Origin of the sequence: Granulicella aggregans (genome assembly GCF_014203275.1) — a bacterium.
Classification (GTDB): Bacteria; Acidobacteriota; Terriglobia; order Terriglobales; family Acidobacteriaceae; genus Edaphobacter.
This window is the reverse complement of the sequence record NZ_JACHIP010000004.1, coordinates 109,654-136,444: the sequence shown is the minus strand read 5'-3', so window position 1 is coordinate 136,444 and position 26,791 is coordinate 109,654. Positions and strand designations below refer to the sequence as shown.

The 26,791-nt window shown below is 59.3% G+C and carries 22 protein-coding genes; 5 read left to right on the top strand and 17 right to left on the bottom strand.

Translation table 11 applies throughout. The annotated features are described in order from the left end of the window. Positions 1–67: 67 nt before the first annotated feature. On the bottom strand, positions 68–1,489 hold the full coding sequence (locus HDF16_RS14345; protein WP_184217780.1) for a deoxyribodipyrimidine photo-lyase: 1,422 nt from the start codon (positions 1,487–1,489) through the stop codon (positions 68–70). 289 nt (positions 1,490–1,778) lie between these two features. Between HDF16_RS14345 and HDF16_RS14340 the strand changes: the two genes are divergently transcribed. Then, positions 1,779–2,309, top strand: a complete 531-nt coding sequence (locus tag HDF16_RS14340) for a GNAT family N-acetyltransferase (protein WP_184217778.1) — start codon at positions 1,779–1,781, stop codon at positions 2,307–2,309. A 152-nt stretch (positions 2,310–2,461) separates the two neighbouring features. Here HDF16_RS14340 and HDF16_RS14335 read toward each other — a convergent pair whose 3' ends face one another. The 12 genes from HDF16_RS14335 to HDF16_RS14280 form a co-directional block, all read right to left on the bottom strand. Further along, positions 2,462–2,806 carry a cytochrome C oxidase subunit IV family protein gene (locus tag HDF16_RS14335; protein WP_184217776.1) on the bottom strand — a complete coding sequence of 115 codons (345 nt, stop codon included), beginning with the start codon at positions 2,804–2,806 and terminating at the stop codon, positions 2,462–2,464. Between the two features lie 27 nt (positions 2,807–2,833). Next, positions 2,834–3,595 carry a cytochrome c oxidase subunit 3 family protein gene (locus HDF16_RS14330; protein ID WP_184217773.1) on the bottom strand — a complete coding sequence of 254 codons (762 nt, stop codon included), beginning with the start codon at positions 3,593–3,595 and terminating at the stop codon, positions 2,834–2,836. Continuing rightward, complete coding sequence (ctaD, locus tag HDF16_RS14325; RefSeq protein WP_184217771.1) at positions 3,588–5,264, bottom strand: cytochrome c oxidase subunit I; 1,677 nt, start codon at positions 5,262–5,264, stop codon at positions 3,588–3,590. The genes HDF16_RS14330 and ctaD overlap by 8 nt, the downstream gene beginning before the upstream one ends. Further along, on the bottom strand, positions 5,261–6,343 hold the full coding sequence (gene coxB, locus HDF16_RS14320) for a cytochrome c oxidase subunit II (protein ID WP_184217769.1): 1,083 nt from the start codon (positions 6,341–6,343) through the stop codon (positions 5,261–5,263). Before coxB ends, ctaD begins: the two co-directional genes overlap by 4 nt. 2 nt (positions 6,344–6,345) lie before the next feature. After that, complete coding sequence (locus HDF16_RS14315; protein WP_246409111.1) at positions 6,346–7,275, bottom strand: SCO family protein; 930 nt, start codon at positions 7,273–7,275, stop codon at positions 6,346–6,348. A gap of 106 nt (positions 7,276–7,381) precedes the next feature. Next, positions 7,382–8,029 carry a hypothetical protein gene (locus HDF16_RS14310; RefSeq protein ID WP_184217767.1) on the bottom strand — a complete coding sequence of 216 codons (648 nt, stop codon included), beginning with the start codon at positions 8,027–8,029 and terminating at the stop codon, positions 7,382–7,384. Then, on the bottom strand, positions 8,019–9,359 hold the full coding sequence (locus HDF16_RS14305) for a hypothetical protein (RefSeq protein ID WP_184217765.1): 1,341 nt from the start codon (positions 9,357–9,359) through the stop codon (positions 8,019–8,021). Before HDF16_RS14305 ends, HDF16_RS14310 begins: the two co-directional genes overlap by 11 nt. A 77-nt stretch (positions 9,360–9,436) precedes the next feature. Continuing rightward, positions 9,437–10,129: a c-type cytochrome gene (locus HDF16_RS14300; protein ID WP_246409109.1), complete on the bottom strand. Its 693-nt coding sequence runs from the start codon at positions 10,127–10,129 to the stop codon at positions 9,437–9,439. Between the two features lie 94 nt (positions 10,130–10,223). Further along, entirely contained in the window at positions 10,224–10,766 is a 543-nt protein-coding gene (locus HDF16_RS14295; protein ID WP_184217761.1) for a DUF3341 domain-containing protein, read from the bottom strand. Further along, a complete protein-coding gene (gene nrfD, locus HDF16_RS14290; protein ID WP_184217759.1) occupies positions 10,766–12,196 on the bottom strand; it encodes an NrfD/PsrC family molybdoenzyme membrane anchor subunit in 1,431 nt (476 codons plus the stop codon). Before nrfD ends, HDF16_RS14295 begins: the two co-directional genes overlap by 1 nt. After that, on the bottom strand, positions 12,197–15,463 hold the full coding sequence (locus HDF16_RS14285; RefSeq protein ID WP_432432249.1) for a TAT-variant-translocated molybdopterin oxidoreductase: 3,267 nt from the start codon (positions 15,461–15,463) through the stop codon (positions 12,197–12,199). It abuts the gene before it with no gap. Next, complete coding sequence (locus tag HDF16_RS14280) at positions 15,460–16,359, bottom strand: cytochrome c3 family protein (RefSeq protein WP_184217757.1); 900 nt, start codon at positions 16,357–16,359, stop codon at positions 15,460–15,462. The genes HDF16_RS14285 and HDF16_RS14280 overlap by 4 nt, the downstream gene beginning before the upstream one ends. 756 nt (positions 16,360–17,115) lie before the next feature. Between HDF16_RS14280 and HDF16_RS14275 the strand changes: the two genes are divergently transcribed. From HDF16_RS14275 to HDF16_RS14260, 4 genes are all read left to right on the top strand, one after another. Then, on the top strand, positions 17,116–18,189 hold the full coding sequence (locus tag HDF16_RS14275; protein ID WP_184217755.1) for an acyltransferase family protein: 1,074 nt from the start codon (positions 17,116–17,118) through the stop codon (positions 18,187–18,189). Positions 18,190–18,279: 90 nt separating this feature from the next. Beyond that, a complete protein-coding gene (locus HDF16_RS14270; RefSeq protein WP_184217753.1) occupies positions 18,280–18,987 on the top strand; it encodes a DNA-3-methyladenine glycosylase family protein in 708 nt (235 codons plus the stop codon). Between the two features lie 458 nt (positions 18,988–19,445). Beyond that, positions 19,446–22,193: a DUF3536 domain-containing protein gene (locus HDF16_RS14265; RefSeq protein ID WP_184217751.1), complete on the top strand. Its 2,748-nt coding sequence runs from the start codon at positions 19,446–19,448 to the stop codon at positions 22,191–22,193. Between the two features lie 399 nt (positions 22,194–22,592). Beyond that, on the top strand, positions 22,593–23,039 hold the full coding sequence (locus HDF16_RS14260; RefSeq protein ID WP_184217749.1) for a hypothetical protein: 447 nt from the start codon (positions 22,593–22,595) through the stop codon (positions 23,037–23,039). A gap of 191 nt (positions 23,040–23,230) precedes the next feature. Here the strand turns inward: HDF16_RS14260 and HDF16_RS14255 are convergent, their stop codons facing one another. From HDF16_RS14255 to HDF16_RS14240, 4 genes are all read right to left on the bottom strand, one after another. Beyond that, positions 23,231–23,980 (bottom strand): YIP1 family protein, encoded by a 750-nt coding sequence (locus HDF16_RS14255; RefSeq protein WP_184217747.1) that lies wholly within the window; start codon positions 23,978–23,980, stop codon positions 23,231–23,233. 473 nt (positions 23,981–24,453) lie between these two features. Beyond that, on the bottom strand, positions 24,454–25,275 hold the full coding sequence (locus HDF16_RS14250) for a hypothetical protein (protein WP_184217745.1): 822 nt from the start codon (positions 25,273–25,275) through the stop codon (positions 24,454–24,456). Positions 25,276–25,778: 503 nt separating this feature from the next. Continuing rightward, entirely contained in the window at positions 25,779–26,213 is a 435-nt protein-coding gene (locus tag HDF16_RS14245) for an ExbD/TolR family protein (RefSeq protein ID WP_184217743.1), read from the bottom strand. A gap of 82 nt (positions 26,214–26,295) precedes the next feature. After that, positions 26,296–26,724 carry an ExbD/TolR family protein gene (locus tag HDF16_RS14240; protein ID WP_184217741.1) on the bottom strand — a complete coding sequence of 143 codons (429 nt, stop codon included), beginning with the start codon at positions 26,722–26,724 and terminating at the stop codon, positions 26,296–26,298. Between the last annotated feature and the right edge of the window lie 67 nt (positions 26,725–26,791).

Genomic DNA, 26,791 nt, shown 5'->3' with positions numbered 1-26,791 from the left:
AAGGACCCCGATACAGCTCACATCACCCAAACCGCTCGTACCTTTCCGCCCAAATTCCACCCACATCTCACCTCAACCGAAGCTCCTCCACGGCCCCACCGGGCAAGGCATTCATCTGCCGTATGTACCCCTTCGAATTAAACTTCTTCCCCGTAGAGGCCCCTGACATATACCGGATCTTCCCAAAGATAGGCCGATCGAACCACGGCCGGTCGAACTTGCCCACGATCGCCCAGGCGATCCCCGCATACCCGCCGGGGTCACGCCCATCCAGCTCATACTTGTCGTTCAGATAAACGCAGTACTTCACCGCCGTAGCCGCATCCGGAGTCCACTCCAAAATCTTCTTCGCCCAATACATCCGCAGATAGTTATGCATCCACCCAAATCGCGTCATCTGGATCTGCGCCGCATTCCAAAGTTCGTCATACGTCTCCGCATGCTCAAGCTGCTTCAGCGTGTAGAGCTGCTCCCGCTCATCCCGATCATGCTCCGCAATCGACTTTTGCGCCCAGTTCTCGGCACAATCCGCAGTGTCATAGTTATCCGAGAATCGGACAAAGTTCACCGCCAGCTCCCGCCACGCAATCAGCTCATTAAAGAAGCTCTCCTTCGCCGGAGCCAATGAAGGATTCTTCTTTGCAGCAGCCTCAAGCGCCAGCGCAATCGTCTGCCCACCGATGTGCCCATAGTGCTGATACGGAGACAGCATCGACGTTCCGTCCACATCCGGCTGGTTCCGCGTCGTGTCGTAATGGGGGAAGATCTTGTCGACAAAGTGCTTCAGCCGCTTTACCGCGGCGTGATTCCCACCATGCCATGCCTCTACCGGCGGCACGCTGCGGTCAAGATGCTCCCACCCTTTCGTCATGTCTTCCGTCAACGAGTCGGCATGAAACCCCTTCGGCCTTTTCCACTCATGCTTTGCATGAGGATTCTCATAAGCCACCAGGAACTCCGGCAGCATCCGATAAAGCCGAGGCCGAATCGTATAAGCCCCGTACTGCGCCTTCTCGATCAGCTTGCCCGGAACGATCAACTCCGTATCCACCGTCCAGAACGGAATCCTGATCTTCTCCGCCAGATGCTTCCGCCACTTCTCAGGCTCGCGCATCGGATTCTCATCGCCAATCAGAAACGCCGCATCCACATCCGCCAGCAACTTCTCATGCGACTCATGCGGAGCCCGCCGCATGACAAAAGAGATGTTCCGCTTCGCCAGATCTTCCTCAATATCCGGTAGCCCCTGCTGAAGAAAGGCATAATGCCGGAGATTCGCACTGGGAAAATTCGAGATCCCCGCAAAGTAAACCACCAACGGCAGCCCCAGCAGATTCGCAACCTCCACCGCGATGTTCACTGCATGGTTGTCCACACCACGCTGCGCCCGCTGCATCCAGTACACAACGCACTTCCCATCCGCCTTAGCCGCCCCGTCCCGCCGCACCGTAATCCGCGGATTGTTCTTCAACGCCTCGAACTCATCCATCCAAAATCCCTCTCATCGAGCCCACTAAGGCCCAACCCGCTAAAGTCCGACCCACTAGAGTATGGGTGCCGGGTGCCCCATCCATGACGTGCTGTTGGTCATGGGTGGGACGTAAACCGTCCCCCAGCTCCTCTTCAACCCACAACAAAACCACGTCATCTCGACCGAAGCGAAGCGCAGTGGAGAGCCCCCCGCATTCGCCTTCGGCTCACACCGCAACTACAACGCCGCACTACCACCCTAACAATCCCCTCCGCGATAAACTGTCCTTACCCCAGGTAACCCCCAAATGCCTTTTGATGAGATTTCACTCCGCCGCGCCACCGTTGATGACGCACCCGCACTCTCCATCGTAGGAGCCGGCACCACGCTCGAAACCTTCGCCGGCCTCGTCGACGGCCAGTCTCTCCTCCAGCACTGCGAGAAGAACCACTCCGTCGCCGCCTACAACAACTACCTCACCACCCCAGACACGCAAGCGTGGCTAGCCGTCATGCAGCCCGGCAACGCCCCCATCGGATACATCCTCGTCACCCCACCCGACCTGCCCCTGGACGACATCACCCCCGACGACATCGAGCTCAAGCGCATCTACCTCTTCGCCCGCTTCCAGGGCACCGGCACCGGCCGACTGCTGATGAACAAGGCCGTAGAGATCGCCCGCGAATCCCGCAAAAAGCGCCTCCTCTTAGGCGTGAACGCCGAGAACGAGCAGGCCCTCAGCTTCTACTACCGCAACGGCTTCACCAAAGCCGGCGTCCGCAAGTTCCAGGTCGGCGACACCCTCTGCGACGACTTCATCCTCGCCCACCCTCTCTAACCCCGCCCCACAAACCGGGTGCCCCATCCATCGCGCCTTTGTTCTAAGCGATGGGTGGGACATCGAGCGAAGCTCGACCCCTCCCGCCCAAATCCCCCAAACGCAAAACGGCGCGACCTAGAGGCCGCGCCGTCTCACTCCACAAAAAACTCCTACCAAAGTCCCCACGACCGGCTGATGTAATCACTCAGCGTCATCGTAATCAGCACCAAAAACGTGAAGAACCCCGCGCCCACGGTCATCTTGATCAGCTTCGACTGCCACTTCACGTGCATGAAGAACAGGATCACCACGACAGCCTTGAACGAAGCGATGCCCAGCGCGATGATCGGGTTGAACACACCCATGTCCACATCGGCAGCCAGCACCGTAATGAGCGTACCCAGCAGCAACGTGCCGAAGACAGCGATATAAGTAATCGGCTGAACCACGTGATGCTCAGCATGCTCCGGATTGATTACGTTTGACGGGTCGTGGTACTGATCGTGTTCAGACACAGCGTGCTCCTTGAAAGGTGTGCTTCGTTACTTGAGCGGGTGGCGATTGATGAGATACAGCAAGGGGAACAGGAACAGCCACACGATATCGACAAAGTGCCAGTAAAGCCCGAAGTTCTCAATCGGCGCCACATACCCTGCGGAAAATTCCCCTCGGTTCGCCCGCCAGATCAGCCAGAACAGTATCCCAAGGCCAAGAATCATGTGAAACGCGTGCATGCCGGTCATCGCAAAGTACAGGAAGAAGAAGAGCTGCGTCTTCTGCGCCATGTCCGGCGACATCGGCTTCTGGTCAGGTTGGCCCGTCTTCGCATCGATCGGAGGATTTACAAACTCGCGGATATCGAAGCTTGCGCCCGGAATATGGTGCTTCTCGTACTTCTCGTGGTATTCGTCGGCCTTCACGCCAAGGAAGGCGAAGCCAAAGATCGTCGTCAGCACCAGGAAGATCACCAGCAGCTTCTGCTTGCGAACCTCTGCGGCCCACACGCCCAGCGCCATGAAGAATCCCGAAGCAATCAGGATGACCGTATTGATCGCGCCTTCTTTAACATTCAGCTGGTTTGAAGCGGCAACGAACGCCGGGTTATACCAGTTGCGATACAGCAGGTACGCGAAGAACATGCCGCCGAAGAACATGATCTCGGTCAGCAGGAACAGCCACATCCCGAAGCTTCCCGCCTCGCGCTGCTGTTGCTCCGTCTCAAAGTGATGACGATGCTGCGGCAGCGCCACGTGTTCGTGGTGCTCGGCATGCTCGTGCGGGTGCGTGGCGATGGCGTTATCCAACGGTCGTTACCTCGTTTGCTGTCTTGTGTTCCAGCCACTCGTAGTCATACGCTTCGTGGTCGACGATCGGAACTTCAATGAAGTTCTCCGTCAATGGAGGAGACTGAATCTGCCACTCAAGTCCGGTAGCCTGCCACGGATTGTTGCCCGCGATCGCCCCATACTTCAGCGACCACGCCAGGTAGATCAGCGGCATCAGGAACCCGACACCAAGCACCGTAGCACCGGCCGTCGAAAGCACGTTCAGCACCTGGTACTCAGCCGGATACGCATGATACCGGCGCGGCATGCCCAGATAGCCCAGGATAAACTGCGGCATAAACGTCAGGTTGAACCCGATAAAGCTCACCACAGCCGACAGCTTCGAAACCGACTCCGGATACATCCGACCCGTCATCTTCGGCCACCAGAAGTGGATGCCCGCCAGGAACGCCATCAACATGCCGCCCACCATTACGTAGTGGAAGTGCGCCACGATGAAATACGTCTCCGTCAGGTGGATGTCCATGCCGAGCGAACCAAGAAAGACGCCCGTCAGTCCGCCAATCGTGAACAGCCCGATGAACGCGAACGCATACAGCATCGGCGTCTCGAACGTGATCGAACCCTTCTGTAGCGTGAACGCCCAGTTGAAGACCTTGATCGCCGAAGGCACCGCGACCAGCATCGTCAGCAGCGAGAACACCAGCGCCGAGTAGTTCGAGACACCCATGATGAACATGTGGTGCGCCCAGACGAAGAATCCGAACAGCGCAATCGCAACCGAGGAGAAGGCAACAGCCGTATAACCGAAGACGCGCTTGCGGCTGAACGTGCTGATGACTTCAGAGATCACACCCATGCCCGGCAGAATCATGATGTACACAGCCGGGTGCGAGTAGAACCAGAAGAGATGCTGGAAGAGGAGTGGATCGCCGCCCTTGGTCGGATCAAATACGCCGATACCCAGAGTGCGCTCGAGAGCCACCAGAACGATCGTGATCGCCAACACCGGAGTTCCCAGAACCATCAGGATCGAAGCCGCATAGTTCGACCAAACGAACAGCGGCATCCGGAACCACGTCATGCCCGGCGCGCGCATCCGGTGGATGGTCACGATGAAGTTCAGACCGGTAAAGATCGACGAGAACCCGACGATAAACACACCCGTCGCTGCCGTGATCACATGCGTATTCAGGTAGTGCGTCGAGAGCGGCGTCGTAAACGTCCAGCCCGTATCCACTCCACCCTGCACCAGAGCGATCAGCGTAAACAATGCGCCGCCAAGGTACAGGTACCAGCTCAGCAGGTTGATCTTCGGAAACGCCAGGTCCTTCGCGCCAATCATGATCGGGATCAGGAAGTTCCCAATCGTCGCCGGAACCGACGGCACCAGGAACAGGAAGATCATGATCAACCCGTGCATGGTGAAGAATTTGTTGTACGTGTCGGAGGCCACCAAGTCAGGCTGTGGCGTCAACAGCTCCAGCCGGATCAGGCCTGCGAACGCTCCACCCAGAAAGAAGAAGAACGTGATCGAGATCAGATACAGGATGCCGATACGCTTATGGTCGCCCGTCAGCAGCCAGCTCAACAAGCCGTGCTCATTGTTCAGATAGTTGCGCTTCGGCAGTTCGGCCGTGCTCTGGTCAGGCAAATTGACAATCGTGTGATGTGTTGTGGCGCTCATTGCTTCACCATCCCCGTGTTTGCTCCCGGGCCTTGTTGCGGTGCGATTGGCTGCGGCGTGCTCGGTGCTGCCTGGTCGGACTCTGCTGTGACCAGCGTCTGTTTGACGCGGTAGTTGGAATCAAGGTTCTTGATGAACTCCACCAGGTCGATCAGACCCTCTTCGCTGATCTGTCCCTGGTACGTCGGCATAATCGGCGCATATCCCGCCGTAATATGTTGCGACGGATTAAGAATAGCGTCTCTCAGGTACGCATCGTTTACAAGAACCTGCGATCCGTTCGTGAGCTGCAACTTCGACCCATATACGCCCGCAAGATTCGGTCCCCGCGCTGCCGCCGATCCGTTATGGCAGGCATTGCAGCCCATAGCCGCATACAGCCGTTCGCCGTTCTGCGCCAGCGACATACCGCTCGTCGACTGCTGCGTCCACTTCGTATAGTCCTCAGGGCTCATCGCCGTGATCTCGCCAATCATCGCCGAGTGCGCCGTCCCGCAATACTGCGTGCAGAACAGGTGATACGTTCCCGCCTCCGTCGCCTGGAACCACACCGTCGAATACCGCCCTGGAATCACCTCACGCTTCACGCGGAAGTCCGGAATCGAGAAGCTGTGAAAGACGTCCTGCGAGATCATCGTCAACTGCACCGGCCGTCCAATCGGAACGTGCAGCGCATTGATCTCGTGCTGCCCGCCCGGATGCTCCGCCTTCCACATCCACTGCTTGCCGACGATGTAGATGTTCATCGCATTCGTCGGCGGGTTGTAGATACGGAAGTACAGCAACGCGCCCCACACAAACGTCACCAGGAAGATCGCCAGCGGAATGATCGTCCACGTCGCCTCAAGCAGCGTCGAGCCCTCGATCTGCGTCGCGACCGGGCTCTTCTCCTTGCGGTACATAACGGAGAAGCCAAAGATCAGCGCGCCCACCAGCACCAGGCCGACCACCGTCATCGCCAGCAAAAAGAAGTACAGCGCATCGGTCCAAGGCGCAATCGTCGACGCCTCAGCCGGGAACAACGCCGAGGAGTGGAGCCACTTCACTAAAAACTGCCACATTACTGGACTGATATGCATCGTTACCCTTTATCCGTTCTCGATCTATTTCGACCCGTCAGGTCATGCTCGCGCCCCAACTTCAAGTCCCGCCGGAACATAAGAAAAATAAAGCCGCCCAGACCCGCCATCGTCACCATCCCGCCAAACTGCACCACCCGCGCCACGATCAACGAGTGCTTATTCGTCTGCGGATCGTAGTGATAGCAGTAGGTCAGAATATTCGCTACCGGCGATCCAATCTTGTTACCCGAGGCATCGATCAACCCCAGCAGCATGTCCTTCGGCGAATACTCCACGCCAAGGTAATACTGTGCCAACTTGCCCTGCGAGGTCACCAGCTCAATCGAACTCGCATGCGCGAACTGAGTCAGTCGTCCATCCGGCCCCGGAACCTGGACATACCCAAATCCCACCGCATCCGTCACCGCATCGATCGCCGGCTTCTTGCCTGTCAGGAAGTGCCATCCGTCCGCCGTCTCTGGCCGCCCGTAGCGCTTCAGATAGAAAGCCTTCTTCTTCGCCGCGTCTGCCGGGGTATCGCTCGGATCGATGCTCATGATCACGACCTGGAAGTCCTTGCCCGGCGTCAGGTGCACCATCTCGAGCGAACTCGTCAGCCCGTCCAATTCTTCAGAGCAAAGCAGCGGGCAGCTAAAGTAAACCAGCGAGATCACTGCCGGCGTCTTGCCGCCGAAGTAGTCACCGAGATGAACCGTCTTGCCCGTCTCATCGACAAACTCGGCCCCAAGCGGCAACTGCTGGTTCAGGTGCTGACTGACGGCAACCTTCTGCAGCACCGTCGGCAACTGGTCTCCGGTATTCTCGCCAGCCTGCTTATCGCCATAGCTCGAGACTTGCGCCGATGCCGTCGCGACCAGCAAGGGTAGCGCCAGAAGCCCGGCGCAAACAACTGCCGCCGCCCCCTTCCACCCTCGCATTGTCGCCGTCATCCGCATCGCAATCACCCTAAACTCTCAACCCTTGTCATCCTTCGCCGAAGGCGGAGGACCTGCTTCTCTACTCCCTAAACCCTATCGCCTACACCCTGCGCTGCGCCTACTCTTTGCCCTCAGCCTTCGCGAAGCTCATCTTCTGCTTCCGCGCTTCCATCGCATCAAGTTCGTACCCGGTCCTTGCAAATCCTGCGGTCAGCGGAGCCTTCGGCATCGGCTGAGCGTCACCCGCCATCAGCGTCGTCGGTGCGGCGCCCTGCGCCACCACCGGCAGCTTCCCGGCAACCAACTCCATCGCCCGCTCAATCGGAATCCGTACCGTGCCATTGTTCGAACTGTAGTGAGTCAGCAGGAGGTCCTCGCGCGCATGAAGGTCAGCCGTAGCCTGGTTGCCGTCGTCCGTATCCAGCCGCGGCGTCGGAAACGACTGCGTCATCTGCGCCAGCTCTTTCTGCTGCATTACGGCGTTGCTGGTCAGGTCTTCGCGCTTTCCACCACCGGCCAAGGTCGACTTCGAATGCCACTTATCGGTTGGGCCATATTCATCGGCAAGCTCGTTGTTGATCAGCTTTCCAATGCCGAAGCAGACGACGAAGAAGATCACCAGGAAGCCCATCAGGCCGCCAAGAAACACCACCACGCCACTGACGTTTACGTCAGTCGTCTCATAGCCAGGATGCTCGCCGTCAAGCGCGGGCTTCGGGTCCACATGACTTATCGCTTTTCCGAGGTCTCCATCATTAGTGGGCATGTTCAGGCTCCAACATCTCTTCAAGGTGAGGATCGTTGACCACGATCAACGGACGCGAGTTCAGCAGCGTCAGGTAATAGGTGCCCCACAGTCCAAGCATCGCGATCGGGACAGTAAGGTAAGCGAGAATTCCGTAGTTTCCAGCGAGGTGCAGATTGCCCGCGGCATCCGGGAAGTTCGGCTCGATGATCCAGAACAGGTCGATCGCGCGCGCGAGGATCATGAAGGTGCACAGCGCCTTCATCCGCGACTTGCTGCGCTTCAAATCACGCGACAGCAGCAGGCAGAAGGGAATCAGCCAATGACAAACAAAGTCCAGAGAGCAGATCGTCCACCAGCCGCCATGAATGCGCGCCAAATACCACGGAATCTCGTCCGGCACGTTGCCTGACCAGAGGATCAGGAACTCCGCAAAGGTCAGGTAGATGTTCAGCATGACGAAGGCGAAGAGGAACTTGCCCAGGTCGTGCTGTTCGGTCGCGCGCAGCAGCGTCTTGATCGGCTCAGCCTTCGAGAGGCAGATGACGGTGAGAATACCAAGGGCAAGAACACCGTAACCCTGGCCCACCATGAACTTCAAACCCCAGACCGAGCTGTACCAGCTCACATCGAGCGACATCACCCAGACGATAATGATGTCTGTCATCAGGATCACGTAGATCAGGATGCCGGGACCCGAGAGGTTCTCAAACTTCGTCCGCCAGCGCTCGAAGCTACCCTCGGTGCCACGCGCCTCATCGGCGTCGCGCTGCATCGACCAGCGCCGCAGCGTGAATGCGAAGAACAGAAATACTGCGAAGGCAAAGCAGCTCTGCGCGACCGCAGCCCAGGGATTCAACATCGCCCGCTTCGAGATCAGCGTCAGCGCATCTTCAAGCCCGAGTTGGTGGTCCTTCACCGCCTGAAGCGCCTTGGCCACCGTGTTGAAAGTCGCCCACACGTACATACTCTTCCCGGTAAAGAGGGAGACCCCAAGTGGGATGAGCGCCAGAGCCATCAACGGCAGCGTCCCCGCCATCGCCTCCAGCGGCCTCCGCAACAACAGGCCCCACTTACCACCGGTGACATACTGCAGCATCAGCATGATCAGGCCGCCGCCGGCAAAGCCGAAGCAGAGCACCCAGCCGTGAAGGTAAGCACGCATCAGATGCTCAGCTCCGCCCGGAACCGCCAGAAAGACGAGCGAGAGCACCGTGAAGGCGACGCCGATGATCAGCGAACGCGTCCGCCACGCAGAGAGCACCTCAGGCGAGCCAAGCGTCGATGGCAGCACGCGCGGGCCATGCGCCGCCAGGTGGTGTGAGCCGTGTTGTTCGTGTCCAGATGCCATTCGTTTCAAGCCTTCTTGTTCGATCTCAAGTCGATCCAAACCTTGTTACATCAGCCGCATCTGCGCGGCCGCTAGAATTACTTGGCCGGTGCCGCAGGTGCAGCCTTTGGTGCGGCCGGTGCAGCCTTGCTCTCCGGAGCGCCGTTCGAAGGAGCCGAACCGTTACCCGGCAGTACAAATCCCTGCTTGTCCGGAGTGCCGTAGTTCGCGGTGCCCGGAAGCGACCAGTCCTCGGCAAATCCCTCGTTGAACCCTTCAGCCTTTTCGATATCGCTCAGCGGCTGTACATGCTCTCCGCTGGCGACATCCGCCTGCTTCGCATTCTGGCTCAACTGCAGTGCCCGAATGTAAGCCGCAATCGCCCAGCGATCTTCCACGCTCACCTGTGCCGCATACTCCGGCATCGCGCCATATCCGTTCGTGATCACGTTGAAGAAGTGTCCAAGCGGAGCCGCAACCAGCCGGGCAGTATGGAAGTTCCCAGCCGGATGGTAGCCACGGTCGACGATCATGCCCGCGCCGTTACCCACGCGCGAGTGGCAAGGCGTGCAGTACACGTTGTACCGCTCCTGGCCTTTTTCAAGAACCTGCATCGTTGCCGGGAAGGGAAGCGCATCGCCCTCCTTGCCGTTCTGCATGCCGGTATAGAAGTAGGCGTTCTCATGGAGCTGAGTACGGGCGACCGTGTTCTCCACCTGCGGACGCGCGGAGCGGCCATCGGCGTAGAAGTCGGTGCCGCGCTGCGGAACGAACTTGGGCTGGTCGTGCATGTCCTGGCGGCAGCCGGCTAGGAACATCGTAGCCAGAGCAGCCGTCAGAATGCCAGCGCGTTGAATTTGAAGACGCGTAGCTGGAAGTCGAGTGCTAATGGTCCACCTCCACCACGGAGACCGCGGGGAACGTTTCAAGGAAGGCCCGCGTCTCGCCCAGCGAGAACTTCGGGTCGGAGGCTTCAAGGCAAAGGAAGAACTTGTCGGTCGTCGCTCCATTGCGGAAGTTCGGAGCGTTGAACACAGGATGGTAGAGCTGCGGCAGCCCATTCAGCGCCAGCATCCCGAACGCCGTCGAAAGCCCGGCAAACAGAATCGTCCACTCATACGCGGGGATAATAAACGCCGGCCACGAGAACAGCGGCCTTCCCGCAATGTTCAGCGGATACGCATACACGTTGATCCACGTCTCCATCAGGAAGCAGGTGGTCACGCCCATCAGCCCGCCCAGCAGGCAGACCAGCGGGACGCGTGTCTTATGAAAGTGCAAAGCCTCGGCGGCTTCCTCAACCGGGTACGGCGTGTAGCACTCCATCCGGCGATATCCAGCTTCGCGCGCCTGTTCGGTCGCGTAGACCAGCTCGCTCGGCGTATTGAACTCGGCAATCAGTCCGTAGATTCCTTCACGAGGTGGCATTAGACGGTCTCCTCAATTACGGTCTCGGAATCGGCCCCGCCCTTGTGTACCTTCGTCTGCGGCAGCATCATCCGGATCTCGGACATCGGGATCATCGGAAGGAAGCGCACGAAGAGGAAGAACAGGAACGTAAACAGGCCCATCGTTCCGATGTAGATCATGTAGTCCCAACGCGTCGCCCGGTAGGTTCCCCAGCTCGACGGCAGGTAGTCGCGATAAAGGCTGGTCACGACGATGACGAAGCGCTCAAACCACATGCCCGTATTGATCACGAAGCTCAGCAGGAAAAGGTACGTCACGTTGACCCGCAGCTTGCGGCTCCAGAGAGTCGTCAGCGGAATCGCGATATTCGTCAGGATCAGTATCCAGTAGCCCCAGCCCATCGGCCCGAACATACGGTTCCACATCATGAAGTACTCCCAGTGGCTGGCCGAGTAGTACGCCATGAAGACTTCCATGCCGTAGCCGTAAGCCACGATCAAGCCGGTCCCGAGCATGACCTTCGCCATGTTGTCGAGGTGTCGCAGCGTGACCAGATCTTCCAGGTGGTAGAACTTCCGGATCGGAATCGCCAGCGTGATGACCATGGCAAAGCCGGAATAGATAGCGCCCGCAACGAAGTACGGCGGGAAGATCGTCGTGTGCCATCCAGCCAGCGACGCCACCGCGAAGTCGAAGCTGATGACCGTGTGTACCGAGAGCACCAGGGGAGTCGAAAGTCCCGCCAGCAGCAGGGAAGCGGACTCATACCGAATCCAGTGGCGAGTCGATCCGCGCCAGCCCAATGACAGCGTTCCGTAGAAGAACTTGGCCGCCGGCAGAACAGCCCGGTCGCGCATTGTGCCGAAGTCTGGAATCATGCCGACGTACCAGAACACGATCGAGATCGTCGCGTACGTCGATACCGCAAACACGTCCCACGCGAGCGGCGAACGGAACTGAGGCCAGACGTTCATCGTGTTCGGGTACGGGAAGAGCCAGTAAGCCAGCCACGGACGCCCAACGTGAATCAGCGGGAACGTTCCGGCGCAGACGACCGCAAAGATCGTCATCGCTTCGGCAAACCGGTTGATCGAGTTTCGCCAGGTCTGCTTGAACAGCAGCAGGATTGCCGAGATCAGCGTGCCCGCGTGGCCAATACCGATCCACCACACGAAGTTGATGATCGCGAAGCCCCAGGCACCCGGAATCGTAACGCCCCAGATGCCGACGCCCTTCAGGAATAGCCACGTGCATCCGATCACCACGCCGTTCGCCACCGCAGCGCCCACAATCAGGCCGAAGAACCAGCCCAGCGGCGTGTTCGACGTCAGCACGATTCCGGCGATCTTCTGCGTCACCGACTTGAAGTTGTGACCCGGAGCGATGACCGCGTACTCACCGGTACGCGGGTCAATCATAGGATCGACAATTGGATTCTTGGTAGCCATTTATGCCAGCTCCGGGTTCGGGTTGATGACGCCCGCCATATAGGTCGTACGCGGACGGAAGTTCAGGTCGGCGAGCACGGGATAATCGCGCTCCTCGGCCTTCAGTTTAGCGACCTTGCTGTTCGGGTCGTTGATGTTGCCGAAGGTAATCGCGGAGGTCGGGCAGGCCTGCTGGCAAGCCGTCACCACATCGCCATCGCGAATCTCGCGGTTTTCCTTGTCGGCCGTAATCTTCGCCTCTTCGATGCGCTGGATGCAGTAGCTGCACTTCTCCATCACGCCGCGCGAACGGACCGAAACGTCCGGGTTGCGCATGAACTTCAAGCTCTCCTGGTCGTAGTCCGAGTACAGCAGGAAGTTGAACCTACGAACCTTATACGGGCAGTTGTTCGAGCAGTAACGCGTTCCAACGCAACGGTTATAAACCATCGTGTTGATGCCTTCCGGCGTATGCACCGTCGCGCCCACCGGGCAAACCTGTTCGCAGCCCGCGTTCTCGCAGTGCTGGCAGGCCATCGGCTGGAAGTGCGCCTTCGGAGCATGAAGATCGCCCTCGAAGTACGTGTCGATGCGGATCCACTGCATGTTGCGCCCGACCTTTACCTGCTCGCGGCCCACAACAGCGATGTTGTTCTCCGCGTAGCAGCTCACTACGCAGGCGTTGCAGCCCACGCAGCTGTTCAGGTCGATCGCCATGCCCCACGCGTTCTGAATCTTCATCGTCGCGGGATCGGTCTTCTTGTAGTTCCACGCGTCCGGGAAGAAGCTCTCTTCGTGCTTCGGGTTCTCACCCTCGGGCGAGTACCCAACCTTGCCGATCAACGCGCCAGGGATCGACTTGCCAACCTCTTCCTGCTCATGCGCGAAGTTCGGATTCTTCTTTACTTCCTCAAGCGTTGCGTAGCGAATAATCGCCCGCTCCATCGCCTCATGCCCAGCCAGCGAGTACGTTCCCGTCTTGTCCGAAAGCGGCTTCTCGAGATCGCGCTGAGCAAACGCGCCGCGGTGCTCGATATTGTGGACCTTGGTCACGCACAGGTCATAGCCGGTGTCGACCTTCTTCGCCGTCGCACCCGGAGCGTAGAGCGCTCCATCTGCGGTCCGCAGAGCGTAGGCATCGAAGCCAACCTTTGCAGCCGAACGTCCCGCCTCCGGCCCGCGGCCAAATCCAAGATGAACGGTAATTACGCCATCGGGATGTCCCGGAACCATGAACACCGGCGCCTTGACCTTGCGGCCATTCAGCTCCAGTTCGATGACGTCGGTCTCTTCGACCTTCAGATCGGCCATCGTCGCCATGCTCATCATCGCGGCGTTGTCCCAGCTGATGCTGGTGATCTGCTTCGAAAGCTCCTGCAGCCATCCAATGTTCGCGTAGCGTCCGTCGTAAAGCGACGTGTCCGGCTTGAACGAGATCTCGTAACCGCTCGTCGAGGTCGCAACCGGAGCAGCCGTCAGACCATCCTTTGGCGACCCGCCCTTAGCCGTAAACGCCGTGCCCTCGACCCATCCATCGTGCAGCGCCTTGCGCCAGCCTTCGGCGAAGTCGCCCTTCACATAAGTCTTCGCGTTCGCTGAGACAACATCAAAAGCCGAAGCCTGCGGATTGTCCAGCAGCGACTGGAAGACATCATGTGCCGTCTTGCCGTCGTACATCGGAGCGATCATCGGCTGAATGATCGTAATCGTTCCGTCATACGCCCGCGCATCCGACCAGATCTCCAGGAAGTGCGCCTGGTTGACGTGATACGTCGACAGAACGCCGGTCTCATCCCGATACATCCCGAGATGCACCGTCGTCGGAACCTTCTCGAACGCGTCCTTGAAGTTCAGGTCAGCCGGAGCGGAGTAGAACGGATTCACACCCAGCATCACCAGCCAGGAGACCTTACCCGCGTTCATGTCCGCAACCAGCGCCTTCAGATCGGCCGTCTGCTCAGACGGAATAGGGTTCACCGTCTCGGTGTAGATCACCGTCTTGCCAATCGCTCCCAACGAGGCATTCAGCGCATACGCAGCAGCATGAACCGCAGCCGGAGCCTGCTCACCCGGAATCACCACAACCTTGCCCGAATTCGCCTTCAGGTCTTTTACGAGCGCGTTCACGAAGCGAACCGAGTCGGGAGTGGAGAAGCTTGTACCAGCGACGCCGCCTACCCCGCCTGATGCACCCACGAGCGTTGCAAGTGTCTGCGCCAACTCAACAATCTGGCTAGGCTTCAGCCCCAAACGATGCTCGGCCTTCATGCCCGTAACCGTAGGCATGGTCTCGACGACGTACAGCCGGTTCATCGGCTCGCCAAGTTCGTAGCGATGACGTTTAGCGTAAGCAGCGGCCAGCGGAAGGAAGCCAGGATGAGCGATACCACCCAGGAAGTCCGCGTCCAGCGAAAGAATTACGTCCGCCTCTTCGAGCTTGTACTGCGCGTCCACGTACTCGCCAAACGCCGCCTTCGAAGCCGCGCGTGAGCTATCCGAGTTCACCGGGTCGTACTGCACCAGCTTCGCCTGAGGATACTTCGCCTGCAGCTGCTTCCACTGCACCGCCAGCGTCGGCGAGGTGATGGTCTCCGAGAGGAAGTAAACTCCCTGCCCGCCGTTCGTAGCCTTTACCGCAGTCGCAAAATCCTGCTGGAACTTTCCAAAGCTCGAAGTCTCACCCTTGTAGATCACGTGCTGCGAGCGGTCCGGGTCATACATTCCCAGCAAAGTCGCCTGCGTCAGCGCGTCAGACTTGCCCTTGACTACAGGATGCTCCGGATTTCCTTCCAGCTTGATCGGGCGGAACGCATCGGACTTCACCAGCAGCGGAAGCGCACCGGTAGGGAAGGGGTGTGCCGTCGCGAAGAACATCGACGTGCCGAGAACGAGGTCCTCAGGCTGCTTCACATACGGATAAATCGGCTCATCGGGCTGCTTGGTGCATCCGGCCAATCCAGCCAGGGCGAACGAAGCGCCCATCACCTTCATGAAGCCGCGACGCGAGACCGGATCGACCCATTCGTTCGTATTCCCAGCCTGCCGCGGAAACTCCTCCGCCATCAGATTCTGAAACGACTCCGTCTCGGCCAGCGAGTCAAGGTCTTTCCAGAACCGGCGGCCGGTCTTGCCCTCGAGCTTGGCCTGAACCTCGGCCAGCGTCAGCTTGGCCGGCGCGATGCGCGTTACCACTACCGGAGCTTCGTTCGTGTTGGTCTTTTCCATCGCCTCTTCCATCTGCTCTTCCGCTGGTGTAGTGCTCTTAGCTGCCTCTCGCTGATCTCTCATCGATGGCACGTCTCGCAGCTTGAAAGCTGTTCCGGCGTTCGTATGTGGTACTGGCCCGTAAGGTACTTGCCCAATTCAGCTTGGCTGTAATACGGCTTGAAGTTTGCCCGCATCGCCAATCCGCCCGTAGGAGCATCGCTCACCGTCTGGCCTTCGCCGTTCGCCGGATGCGGCTGTAGCGGCGTACCGGAATCGCTCTTGCCCGTGCCCATCTGCAGGAAGGCGACTTCAGGATTGCTGTTCGACGGGTCCTTCGTGGTGCAGACCACATTCTGCGCCGTCGGGCCGCTTACGCCCTTGTCCGCGCACCACACCGGCTTGTCCGCCGAAGGTCCAGCCCAAGCCATGTTGTAGATCTCGCTCGTCGGCCGCAGGTTCACGCCAGGATTGCGATGGCAGTTCAGGCACCACTCCATCTGTAGCGTGTTCTGCTGATACATCAAAGGCATCTCGTCCACGCGGCCATGACAGCTTGCGCAGCCAATGCCTTTATTCACGTGGATCGAGTGATTGAAATAAACGTAATCCGGAAGGTCATGCACCTTGATCCACTGGATCGAGGCTCCCGTCGCCCAGCTCTGCCGAACAGGTTCAAGCAGTTGCGCGTTGGTCCAGATCTGCGAATGGCAGTTGATACAGGTCTTCGTCGGAGGGATACCCGCGTAGCTCGACTTCTCCACCGACGTGTGACAGTACTGGCACTGCAGCCCCAGGCCCACAACGTGGTGCTTATGGCTGAACGGTACCGGCTGGTCGGGACGCTGACCCTGGCGCGTCACCCACGGGGAGCGCTGCAGGTTATCCAGCGTGACGCCGAGCGCGATCACGATGACCCCGGCCAGGACCAGGCTGAACCGCGCCAGAGCGTTCGAACTACGATCAAAAACTTGCGCCATGAGAGCTTTTCCTGCTTCCTCTGCTTTTCCAGTAACCGCTACGGAACTTCGAAAAAAAGAACCTCTACTGCGAAACACTTCTGTCGCCGCCCGGTCTAACTGCTCGACCATCGACGGAAATAACGTCACCGCCTCAACTCAGACGGTGGTGAAACGGAACCTGCGCCTCCGGACCAACGTAACTAACTGCGACGGAAGCAACGTAGGGACTGCAAACTGCACAAAAATCGATGCCTCAGGACCCTTGTCGAATGGCCTCAAACCCTACCGGCAACACATCTTCCATGTCAACCGGTAACCAAAATAGGGATTACTGTCCTGATTTGCACTGCTAAGAGAACAAGTTATAGCACTGGGGAAAAAAATCCAACCCGCTGAAATTCGGACGTAAGTAGTCTTATATCTTGGATTTCCGTGGGCTGAAACGCATTCCGCACTACATCTCGTGCAAAAATCCCCGCAGTGGCATCATTCTCCACAAGTAATCCCTTTTTGGCACCCGTTCCCACTCTTGGTTCGGCCCTAAATTAATTTCCGCGCCCCGTTCGATGTTCGACCAGTTTAGCTTCGTCTTGCTGCGGTTTCGCGTTCTGGGCGGAAGGAGGAACGCAACGATTCGGAGACTCCATCCCTCGTCTTTGTACGTGCGAAGATAGACCTGGACTCAAGCCAAGACCCCGCAGTCGCTTATTCTTCGTCCCACCGGGAACCAGCGGCGCATCAGCATGCTGAATAGAATCAACACAGGGCGGCCCAATGAAGAATAAACATCTACCTCAACTGGATGGGCTGCGCGGCGTCGCGTTGCTCATCGTGGTCCTGGGCCACATCATCGTCTTCAGCTTCGGCTTCCACAATTTACGGTTAGGCTTCGTGCCACCCGTCGGCGTCGATCTCTTCTTTGTCCTCTCCGGCTTCCTGATCACAACGATCCTGGTCCGCTCCAAAGGCCAGATGCACTTCTACCGCAACTTTTACGCCCGCCGGTCGCTGCGCATCTGGCCGCTCTATTTCTTCCTGCTCCTCTTCGAGTTCGGATTTGCGAACCACCGCCTCCCCGATGTCGCCATTGCGTCCACTGCCCACTGGCCCATCTTCGCCCTGTATCTCCAAAACATCATCTACCCCGGACCCCAGCCCAACCCGGGAGTTTTAGTGCTGGCAATTACCTGGTCGCTCGCCGTCGAAGAGCAGTTTTACCTCATCTGGCCCTTGCTGGTCGCCAGGCTCTCGATCCGCCATATGGTCGCTGTCCTTGGCGTGATCATCGCGTTCGCTCCCTTCGCCCGGTACCTCGTCGAGGCAGCCGGTCGCGACTCCTATACCTTTCCCCTATGCCGCATCGACGCCATGGCCATGGGCGGTCTGCTGGCAATCTGGCTGATCATCAAAGAGCCCGTCGGTGCCATCATCTCGAAGAATGGCGTTCTGATGATCGCCGCAGCGCTCGCCGGACAGGTGATCTGCCACTTCGCCCACATCAGCCACTACGTAGATAAGAGCTTCGCCGCCCTCGCATTCACCGGATTGCTGGCCATCGCCCTCCATCAATCCCTGGTTATCCGGATACTCAGCATCGCGCCGCTCCGCTTTACCGGAAAGATCAGTTATTGCATGTACCTTTCCCACGCCGTGATCGGGCCACTTATCTTTCACTACTTACCGGGAACATCGTTCTCGCGTGCGGCGACCCGCTCCGTCCTGGTTCTCGCTGCTACCTACGGATACTCGACCCTCTCCTGGTTCTTCTTCGAGCAGCCAATTCTTCGCTTCAAGAGGTTTTTCCCGGAGAGAGCCTCTGCCATTGCAACCTCCCATCAAGTCGCCTGACCGAAGTGCATGCAATCGGGGAAGACAGGATGGAATCACGTGCCGTCCTGAGCCGAGCGATATCAGTCTTTTAGCTGGAGTAGTGTTTCGATGCCCTACGAACGAAAAAGCCCGCGCCCACCCCGCTACGACCACGCCCAGGCCGTAGCCGACCTCTCCTCCGCCGACCCCAAACTCGGCAAACTCATCACCCGCGTCGGCCCCTTCACCATGAAGCTCGCCAGCACCCAGTCTCCGTTCGAGGCCCTGCTCGAGTCCATTGTCTACCAACAGCTTCACGGCAAAGCCGCCGCCACGATCCATCGCCGTCTCATCGAAGGCTTCTACCCTCTCATCGGCGAAGGCATCCACCCCAGCCCGCAGCATCTACTCGACTGCCCCAACGAGCAGCTCCGCGCCGCCGGTCTCTCCCACAACAAGGCCCTCGCCGTCCGCGACCTCGCCGCCAAGACCCTCGACGGGACCGTCCCCACCCTCGCCCGCATCCGCCGCATGTCCGACGAAGCCATCATTGAGCACCTCACCCAGGTCCGCGGCATCGGCAAATGGACCGTTGAGATGATGTTGATCTTCCGCCTCGGCCGCCCCAACGTCCTCCCCGTCGACGACTACGGCGTTCGCAAAGGCTTCGCCCTCACCTTCGGCAAGCTCAAACCCACCGACAAAGTCACCCCCGCCGACCTCCCCAAAGCAGACGTCATGCACAAGCGCGCCAAACGCTGGCAACCCTGGTGCTCAGTCGCAACGTGGTACCTCTACCGCGCTTGCGACCTCGCCGCCACCGACAAATCTCATTAGCAGGCCACGAACTAGGTGACCCATCCATGACAAGCCTTTGGTCATGGGTGGAACATTCGTGCGAAGCACGAACCGTTCTCCTTCACCGTGGCGCCTCATTGAAATAGAAAAGAAAACGTCATCTCGACCGAAGCGACGGGCAGGACCATCGTCCGGCGCGCAGTGGAGAGACCCCACATTTCGCCTTTCTCTCAAACCTCATGCCCAGATAGCAATAGGGGGGCCATCTTCGGCGCAGCTTCATCGCGACTGAAGGTGGGCAATCTTCGCCGCAAGCGAAGATCCATCTCCACTCCCTGATCCCCATGCAACCCTTTTCCGCCTCAGATCCCCTCAGAACAAAACTCCCTTTCGGAATCCACCCATCCGCAAAAATTCCCCGCCCCGATACCCTGTAAGCTGTTGGCTGTGCCAAACTGCCACACGCACTTCGGCACAACGAATTCAGGAGACCGGCAATGCCCAAGGCGACATCCACACTCAAGCCGCAAAAGGCTGCTCAGAGCGCCTCCCGCGCCTCCACCGCGCAATCGGCCGAAAAGCCCCTCCGCTACGTCTGCGTCCACGGCCACTTCTACCAGCCGCCCCGCGAGAACCCCTGGCTTGAAACGGTCGAGGTCCAGGACTCCGCCGCCCCGTACCACGACTGGAACGACCGCATCACCGCCGAGTGCTACGCCCCCAACGGCGCCTCCCGCATCACCGACATCGAAAACCGCATCATCCGCATCGTCAACAACTACAGCCGCATGAGCTTCAACTTCGGCCCAACCCTGCTCAGCTGGCTGGCCGATAACGCCCCCCGCGCCTACCGCATGATCCTCGACGCCGACACCGCCTCCGCCGCCAGCTTCAGCGGCCACGGATCGGCCATGGCCCAGGTCTACAACCACATCATCATGCCGCTCGCCAGCCGCCGCGACGCCCTCACCCAGATCCGCTGGGGCATCGCCGACTTCGAATCCCGCTTCGGCCGCAAGCCCGAAGGCATGTGGCTCGCCGAGACCGCCGTCAACCGCAGCGTCCTCGATCTCATGGCCTCCGAGGGCATCAAGTTCACCGTCCTCGCCCCTATCCAATGCGCCCGCGTCCGCCGCCTAACTCCTGTGCCCAATTCATCGCAGGATGTGCCCCATTCATCGCAGTCTCATCGCGATGAGTGGGACGAGGCGGCGACAGAATCCTCCGAAGCCGCGGCCACCCTTGATCCCACCACCCCAAGCTGGATCGGCACCCCCGACGCCACCACCGACCCCACCCAGGCCTACCGCGTCCAGCTCGACGAAGGCCGCAGTATCGCCGTCTTCTTCTACAACGGCCCCGGCTCCCGAGCCATCGCCTTCGAAGGCCTCCTCAACTCCGGCGAAACCTTCGGCCACCGCCTCCTCGACGGCTTCCACCCCGGCCCCACCGACGCCCCCCAGCTCTCCCACGTCGCCACCGATGGCGAAAGCTACGGCCACCACCACAAGCACGGCGAGATGGCCCTCTCCTACGCCCTCCACTGGCTCGAAGCCGACAATCACGCCCGCCTCACCAACTACGGTGAGTTCCTCGACAAATACCCGCCCACCTGGGAGGCCGAAGTCGCCGAAGACACCTCCTGGAGCTGCATTCACGGCGTCGAGCGCTGGCGCTCCGACTGCGGCTGCAACGGCGGCAAGCCCGGCTGGAACCAGGCCTGGCGCGGCCCTCTCCGCGCCGCCCTCGACTACCTCCGCGACGCCACCGCTCCGCTCGCCGAAAGCCTAGCCGCAGGCCTCCTCATCGATGTCTGGGCCGCCCGCGACGCCTACATCCAGGTCGTCCTCGATCGCTCCCCCGCAGCCATCAGCCTCTTCTTAGCGCAACACGCCGCCCGCCCGCTCACCGAAGAAGAACGCACCACCATCCTCGAACTCATGGAGCTCGAGCGCCACACCCAACTCATGTACACCTCCTGCGGCTGGTTCTTCGACGAGATCTCCGGCATCGAGACCGTCCAGATCATCGCCTACGCCGGCCGCGTCCTCCAGCTAGCCAGCGAACTCTTCGGCGAACCCGCAACCCTCCTCGAAGAGCGCTTCCTCGAGATCCTCGCAGAAGCCAAAAGCAACGTCCCCGACATCGGCGACGGTGCCGAAGTCTACCGCCGCTACGTCACCGGCATGAAGCTCGGCCTCGAGCAGGTCGGCGCGCACTACGCCATCAGCTCCGTCTTCCGCAGCTATCCCGAAGACGGCGAGCTCTTCTGCTTCGACGTCCACCGCCACTCGCACGAGGTCTTCGCCTCCGGCCGCGGAAAGGTCGCCCTCGGCCGCGCCCTCATCCGCTCCCGCATCACCGAAGAGTCCGAAGAGATCTGCTTCGCCGTCCTCCATCTCGGCGACCAGAACCTCTCCGCCGCCGTCCGCCGCTACACCTCGAGCGAAGAAGCAGCCTTCGTCAAGTTCTCCGACGACGTCCGCAGCTCCATCCGCCGCGCCAACCTCCCCGACGTCATCCGCCACATCGATCATTTCTTCGAACCTCAGCGCCCCGCCGGCCTCTTCCCCGACGGCACCGGCGACCACGCCTCCCGCACCTCCTACTCGCTCACGTCCCTCTTCGCCGACGAGCAGCACCGCATCCTCCGCACCATCCTCAACCAGACCCTCTCCGAGATGGAAGACTCCCTCCGCAACATCTACGAGGACCACGCGTCTCTCCTCCACTACCTCACCGAATCCGGCATGGCCCCGCCGCCCGCTCTAGCCCTGGCCGCCAGCTTCGCCCTCAACGCCAGCCTGCGCCGCGCCCTCGAAGCCGAAGACTTCGACGCCACCGAAGTCCAGTCCCTCCTAAGCCGCGCCGAAGGCGACCAGGTCACCCTCGACGTCACCCTGCTCGGCTTCACCGCCAGCCAGCGCATGAAGCGCGCCATGGTCAAGCTGGAGGTCGCCACGGCGTCCCTTGTGACCTCAGCCGTAACGCCAGCCCATCCCGCCGCTCTACACGCCCTGCAGACGGCTCTGACGATCGCCCACACCATCTCCGCCATGCCCTTCGAGGTCAATCTCTGGCAGGCACAGAACATCTGGCACGACCTCCTCCGTCGCACCCGCGACTCCGCCGGCGTCACCGAGTCCAGCCTCGAATGGAAGGAAGGCTTCAAGCGCCTCGGCCTGGGTCTCAACATCGCAGTCGAACGCCTGATGCTCGAAGAAGCAGTCACGCAGGAAGCCTAACCACCCGCGACTCGGCGCCCCAACACAACTCTGTGCCCCATTCATCGCAGCAACATCACGATGAGCGGGCCGCCACGAATACTCCTCCCAGGAAGCCGTCATCTCGACCGAAGCGACGGACAGCTTCATCGTCGTCGAGATGGGCAGTTCGTGCAAAGCACGAACCGCTCTCCTCCCCCATCCACAAATCCGTCATCCTGAGCGAAGCATCTTGCAGCTTCGTCGCAAGATGCGCAGTCGAAGGACCTGCTTCTCCGCTCGCGCAGCCACAACCGCCCGAACCTTTCAACCGGAACCGGGTGCCCCATATCGCTTTGAGATGTGGGACTCACACGAGCCACCCTTTACACCCCACCCCACCCTTGCTACCCTCTCTCCATCTTCTCGCCGGAGTCGGCCATGAAACTATCCCTCCCTGCAATTCTCTTAGCTACAACCCTCGCCGTATCCGCACAGAGCACCGTCAAGCCCTTCCCAAAGCCCGCCCTCGCCGCAAAGACCGTAGCCATCGTCAACAACACGCATCAGGAAGGCGTCACCGAAGGCGCAACTGACGCCATCAAACGCTGGGGACACCTCACCCTCATCGACGATGCCGACGCCGCCGACATCACCCTCGTCTTCGACAAGAAGAGTGAGCACGAGAAGTCCACCACCCAGAAGACCGGCGAAGACGGCAAGCCCGAATCCACCTTCTCGATGAGCTTCTCGTCCGCCATCCACATGCACGCCTCGCTCAAGGGCGCACCCACGGCCTTCTACTCAACCACCAGCAGCGACTCCAAAAAGAAGGCCGGCGAAGCCTGCATCCTAGACCTCCAGCACGCCTACCTCGACAACCACTAACCAGTTGTGTCCCACATCTCGATTCTGAGATGTGGGAGATTCGTGCGCAGCACGATCCGCATTCCATCCCACCCACAAACCTGTCATCCTGCACGAAGTCCCTCGCAGCACTTCACCGCGAGGGACGTAGTCGAAGGACCTGCTTTTCCTCACCCAGGCCACAACCGCCCGAATCATTCAGCAAGGAAACCTCACCCAAACGCAGCCGCCGTCACCTTGAACAGCAGCACATACACCAGCCACCACCCCAGCACGATCGCCCACGCCGCACCACGCTTGATCCCCGCCACCGTCGAAATCCCGATCGCAAGCAGCGCCACCGTCCAGATCGAAAAGATATCGATCGACGAAAGCAGCGCGATCAACGTCTTTGGCAGCTCGCTATCCGTGAGATAGAACCCCGGATTCGTTCCAATCGCGTTATTGATGTTGAACGGATCGCTCGCGGCCCCCGTATAAACCCCCGCGATGATGAGCAGCGTGTACACCGTTATCGGGAGCGACGCGTAGAACCACACTCCGAGCATCTGCGCGTACGTCGATCGACCGCCCGCTCCGAAGTTCGCCGTCGCCAGGAAGATCCCCGCACACATTAACCCCGCCAGTAGGCTGATCACCGGCGCGACATAAGCGAACTTGAAGTTGAACTCAATTTGGTGCCGGATCTTTGCCGCGGCTTCCGGTGTTGCCGACGCCATCTGCGACTCCAGCCGCGACGACTGATGGATCGCCTGGTCGACCAGTGTGGCCAACCCGACCCCATGCAGCAGGACGTACGCATAGATCAGCCCCACCACCGACGCCAGCACGAACGGGGCCCACCACCCGGGGCTCTTCTTCACATCAGCAAACGCTTTGGACGGCGAGATGATAACCGTCACGATGCGGGCAAACGGGTTCGATACGCTCGTTTCATCCACGGCTGTGCTCAGCTCCGACATACACACCTCTAGCCTGAATTTTTCTTCCGATGATGCGAGGATTCTAGCTCCCACCCACCATCCCATGGCAAACGAATTCTAACCTCATCCTCGCCATCCCGTCATTCTGAGCCGAAGGCGAAGAATCACCGCATTCCAACCGCTATAAACCTGCAGGTAGCCGGACCGCCACAACCGCCGGGTGCCCCATCCATGGCTCGCCTTTGGCCATGGGTGGGACATTTGGGCGCAGCACAAACCGTCTCCCTTCCATCACCCACAAACCCGTCATCCTGAGCGAAGCTTTCCGGAGCACCATCGCGAGACGCTCGGCCGAAGGACCCGCATCGCCCCCACCACCGCTCGACCCCTTCAGCCCCATACCGATGGCCGCAAGTTTGCAGGGTGCCCATCCATTCAGCCAACCACTCGTCCCCAAAAGCAAAACGGCCTCCCGCAAGGGAGGCCGTTCACATCATCCATCAGCAAAGCGACTACTGCATCGAGACGCCGCCGCCAGCCTTCTGTTCCTTCTTCAATTCGTTCGCCTTGCGGGCGCCCATGCTCTTCTGAGTCCACTCATCGGCCTTCGCCAGGTCGTCCTTGCGAGCAGCGTCGTTACCACACTCGAGGTCAGCCTTGCGACGGCTCATCAGGTTCAGGTACGTCATCGCGTCTTCGTAGTTCGGGTTGATCGACACTGCTTTCTGCAGCACCTCGATACCTTCCGTTACAGAGGGCGTATTGGCATCCACCAGCTTCTGGCAGGCGCCCTTGCTCTTCTTCACATTGCCGTTGCCATCGTCCGTCAGGCCATCGGCCGCAAGAATCGATACAGCATTCTTGTACGCCAGCACCCAGTCAACGAAACCAATCGTATAGTAAGCCTCAGCATCGTTCGGATCGATCGCGATGACCTTACGCTCATACAGCTTCGCGTCGTCCATCTTCTTGATGTTTCGGCTGATCGATGCAATCTGCTTCAATGCGGTCAGATCGTTTGGCTTCGTCGCCAGAACGGCCTGGAATCCGTCAAGCGCCTTGTGCGCCATCTCCAGGTTTTCAGGGGAGTCCAGGTTCGGTACTACCTGGTTCGCGTAAGCGGTCGCCAGATAGAGCTTCGCGTCGTTGTAGTTCGGGTCATCATTGATCGCGTTCTGAAAATGATTGACGGCCTCTTCGTACTTCGCGTTCTTGAAGGCCTGGACACCCTTGTTCAGCTGGTCGCGCGCCTGGAGTTGTTTGCAACCGGTGGCACCACATAGCAGCATCGCCATAAAGGCGGCCGTGACCGGAACTCGTGCATTCAATTTCATCGGGCGGGTGTTCTCCTTAGGGGGCGCAATCATTGGCATGGCACGCTTTTCTATTGTTTTGGATTTGCTGCGTGGACTGAGTGTACTGGCACATAGTATCAAATGACCAGCCTGCGAAGATAACCTTTCGTCAAGAGCCGCAAGCGGCTGCTCAACTTGCTGCCTTACCTTTACTTCTCTTACCCGCCTATGAACCGAGGCCAACTGCGACTCGCATACATTACATCCGGAAATGCGAACGGCGCAAGCAATTGCTTCCCCTGTTATGTAGTTTGACGCAGATTTCGATTGCGACGTCAGGGCTGTAGTCAATCAGCCTCAGCCATGCCCTTCGGTCTTTCGGGGCACTCCGGGGAAGCCTTTACCAGGCTCGGTAGAAGTCTGAATTCCGCGGAGAGCTCCGCATGCGGAAAGCAAACCTCAGTCAAAATTCTGTTCTTGATACCAATAAGCAGGGCGACAGACCTTTGGTCGTGTCGCCCTCCTTGCTGGATATATCTAACCTATTGGCCTGCTTCGACCCGAGGCGTGATCAGACCGATGTTGTCCACGCCGGCCTGGTGTCCGAAGTCAATCACTTCTGCGATCTTGCTGAAGTCCAGCGCGGGATCGCCCTTCACGAACATCACCTTGTTCTGGCGTGTCGAGAAGATCGACAGCAGCTGCGGCTCGAGATCAGCCTTCGCGAACGAAGTCTCATTGATCTTGTAAGCCGTATTCGCGCCGGCCGCCTGGATCTGCACCACGATCGTATTCGGATCGGGCAGGTCGTTCGCGCTCTTATTCTTGGGTGGCTGCGGGATCAACGTGTCCAGACCCTTGGGGGTCACAGGCACAATCACCATGAAAATAATCAACAGCACAAGCAGAACGTCGATCAGCGGCGTTACGTTGATCTCCGATACTGAACCACCACCACCACCACCGCCCATTCCCATAGCAAATTCTCCTTATTCCACCGGGTTCCCGGCTCACATCTTTTCAACGAAGAACGAACAACGCAGAACGGACAACGCGTCTTTACTGATCTTTCTTCTCGGTCAACATGGCCAGCTGGCTCACGCCCGCTGAACGGATCGCGTCCACCGTATCCATCACCTTGCCGTAGTTCGACCGCGAGTCCGCGCGCAGGAAGACGGTCTTGCTGCCCTGCTTGTTCGCGTCCATGCGAGCCGTAATCTTCGCGCCGAGATCGTCAACCTGTACCTGGTCGCCGCCGAGGAAGGTCTTTCCATCGCGCGTGACCGCAACTACGGTCGAGTCTTCCTTGTTCGCGTCTTCCATCACCACCGCGGCAGCGGCAATCGGAAGGTCCACGTTCACCTTGTTATTCAACATGGGCGTGATCACCATGAAGATGATCAGCAGTACCAGCATCACGTCCACCATAGGCGTAACGTTGATCGCCGAACTTACCTTTTTGCCCTCATCGCGCTTCGAGATTCCCATTATGTACTCCGTGCAATCAAGCGATCTTGTACTTCAATCCTGACTTCCGCCGACTCTGCTCTCCGGG

Bases quoted from the DNA above. Each gene is read 5' to 3' on its own strand.
- HDF16_RS14300 (WP_246409109.1), bottom strand. From the start codon at position 10,129: ATGCACGACCAGCCCAAGTTCGTTCCGCAGCGCGGCACCGACTTCTAC.
- HDF16_RS14250 (WP_184217745.1), bottom strand. From the start codon at position 25,275: ATGAAATTGAATGCACGAGTTCCGGTCACGGCCGCCTTTATGGCGATG.
- HDF16_RS14275 (WP_184217755.1), top strand. From the start codon at position 17,116: ATGAAGAATAAACATCTACCTCAACTGGATGGGCTGCGCGGCGTCGCG.
- HDF16_RS14240 (WP_184217741.1), bottom strand. From the start codon at position 26,724: ATGGGAATCTCGAAGCGCGATGAGGGCAAAAAGGTAAGTTCGGCGATC.
- HDF16_RS14345 (WP_184217780.1), bottom strand. From the start codon at position 1,489: ATGGATGAGTTCGAGGCGTTGAAGAACAATCCGCGGATTACGGTGCGG.
- HDF16_RS14340 (WP_184217778.1), top strand. From the start codon at position 1,779: ATGCCTTTTGATGAGATTTCACTCCGCCGCGCCACCGTTGATGACGCA.
- HDF16_RS14265 (WP_184217751.1), top strand. From the start codon at position 19,446: ATGCCCAAGGCGACATCCACACTCAAGCCGCAAAAGGCTGCTCAGAGC.
- HDF16_RS14255 (WP_184217747.1), bottom strand. From the start codon at position 23,980: ATGTCGGAGCTGAGCACAGCCGTGGATGAAACGAGCGTATCGAACCCG.
- HDF16_RS14270 (WP_184217753.1), top strand. From the start codon at position 18,280: ATGCCCTACGAACGAAAAAGCCCGCGCCCACCCCGCTACGACCACGCC.
- HDF16_RS14305 (WP_184217765.1), bottom strand. From the start codon at position 9,359: ATGGCATCTGGACACGAACAACACGGCTCACACCACCTGGCGGCGCAT.
- HDF16_RS14245 (WP_184217743.1), bottom strand. From the start codon at position 26,213: ATGGGAATGGGCGGTGGTGGTGGTGGTGGTTCAGTATCGGAGATCAAC.
- HDF16_RS14315 (WP_246409111.1), bottom strand. From the start codon at position 7,275: ATGACGGCGACAATGCGAGGGTGGAAGGGGGCGGCGGCAGTTGTTTGC.
- HDF16_RS14260 (WP_184217749.1), top strand. From the start codon at position 22,593: ATGAAACTATCCCTCCCTGCAATTCTCTTAGCTACAACCCTCGCCGTA.
- ctaD (WP_184217771.1), bottom strand. From the start codon at position 5,264: ATGAGCGCCACAACACATCACACGATTGTCAATTTGCCTGACCAGAGC.
- nrfD (WP_184217759.1), bottom strand. From the start codon at position 12,196: ATGGCTACCAAGAATCCAATTGTCGATCCTATGATTGACCCGCGTACC.
- coxB (WP_184217769.1), bottom strand. From the start codon at position 6,343: ATGCATATCAGTCCAGTAATGTGGCAGTTTTTAGTGAAGTGGCTCCAC.
- HDF16_RS14285 (WP_432432249.1), bottom strand. From the start codon at position 15,463: ATGAGAGATCAGCGAGAGGCAGCTAAGAGCACTACACCAGCGGAAGAG.
- HDF16_RS14295 (WP_184217761.1), bottom strand. From the start codon at position 10,766: ATGCCACCTCGTGAAGGAATCTACGGACTGATTGCCGAGTTCAATACG.
- HDF16_RS14310 (WP_184217767.1), bottom strand. From the start codon at position 8,029: ATGCCCACTAATGATGGAGACCTCGGAAAAGCGATAAGTCATGTGGAC.
- HDF16_RS14280 (WP_184217757.1), bottom strand. From the start codon at position 16,359: ATGGCGCAAGTTTTTGATCGTAGTTCGAACGCTCTGGCGCGGTTCAGC.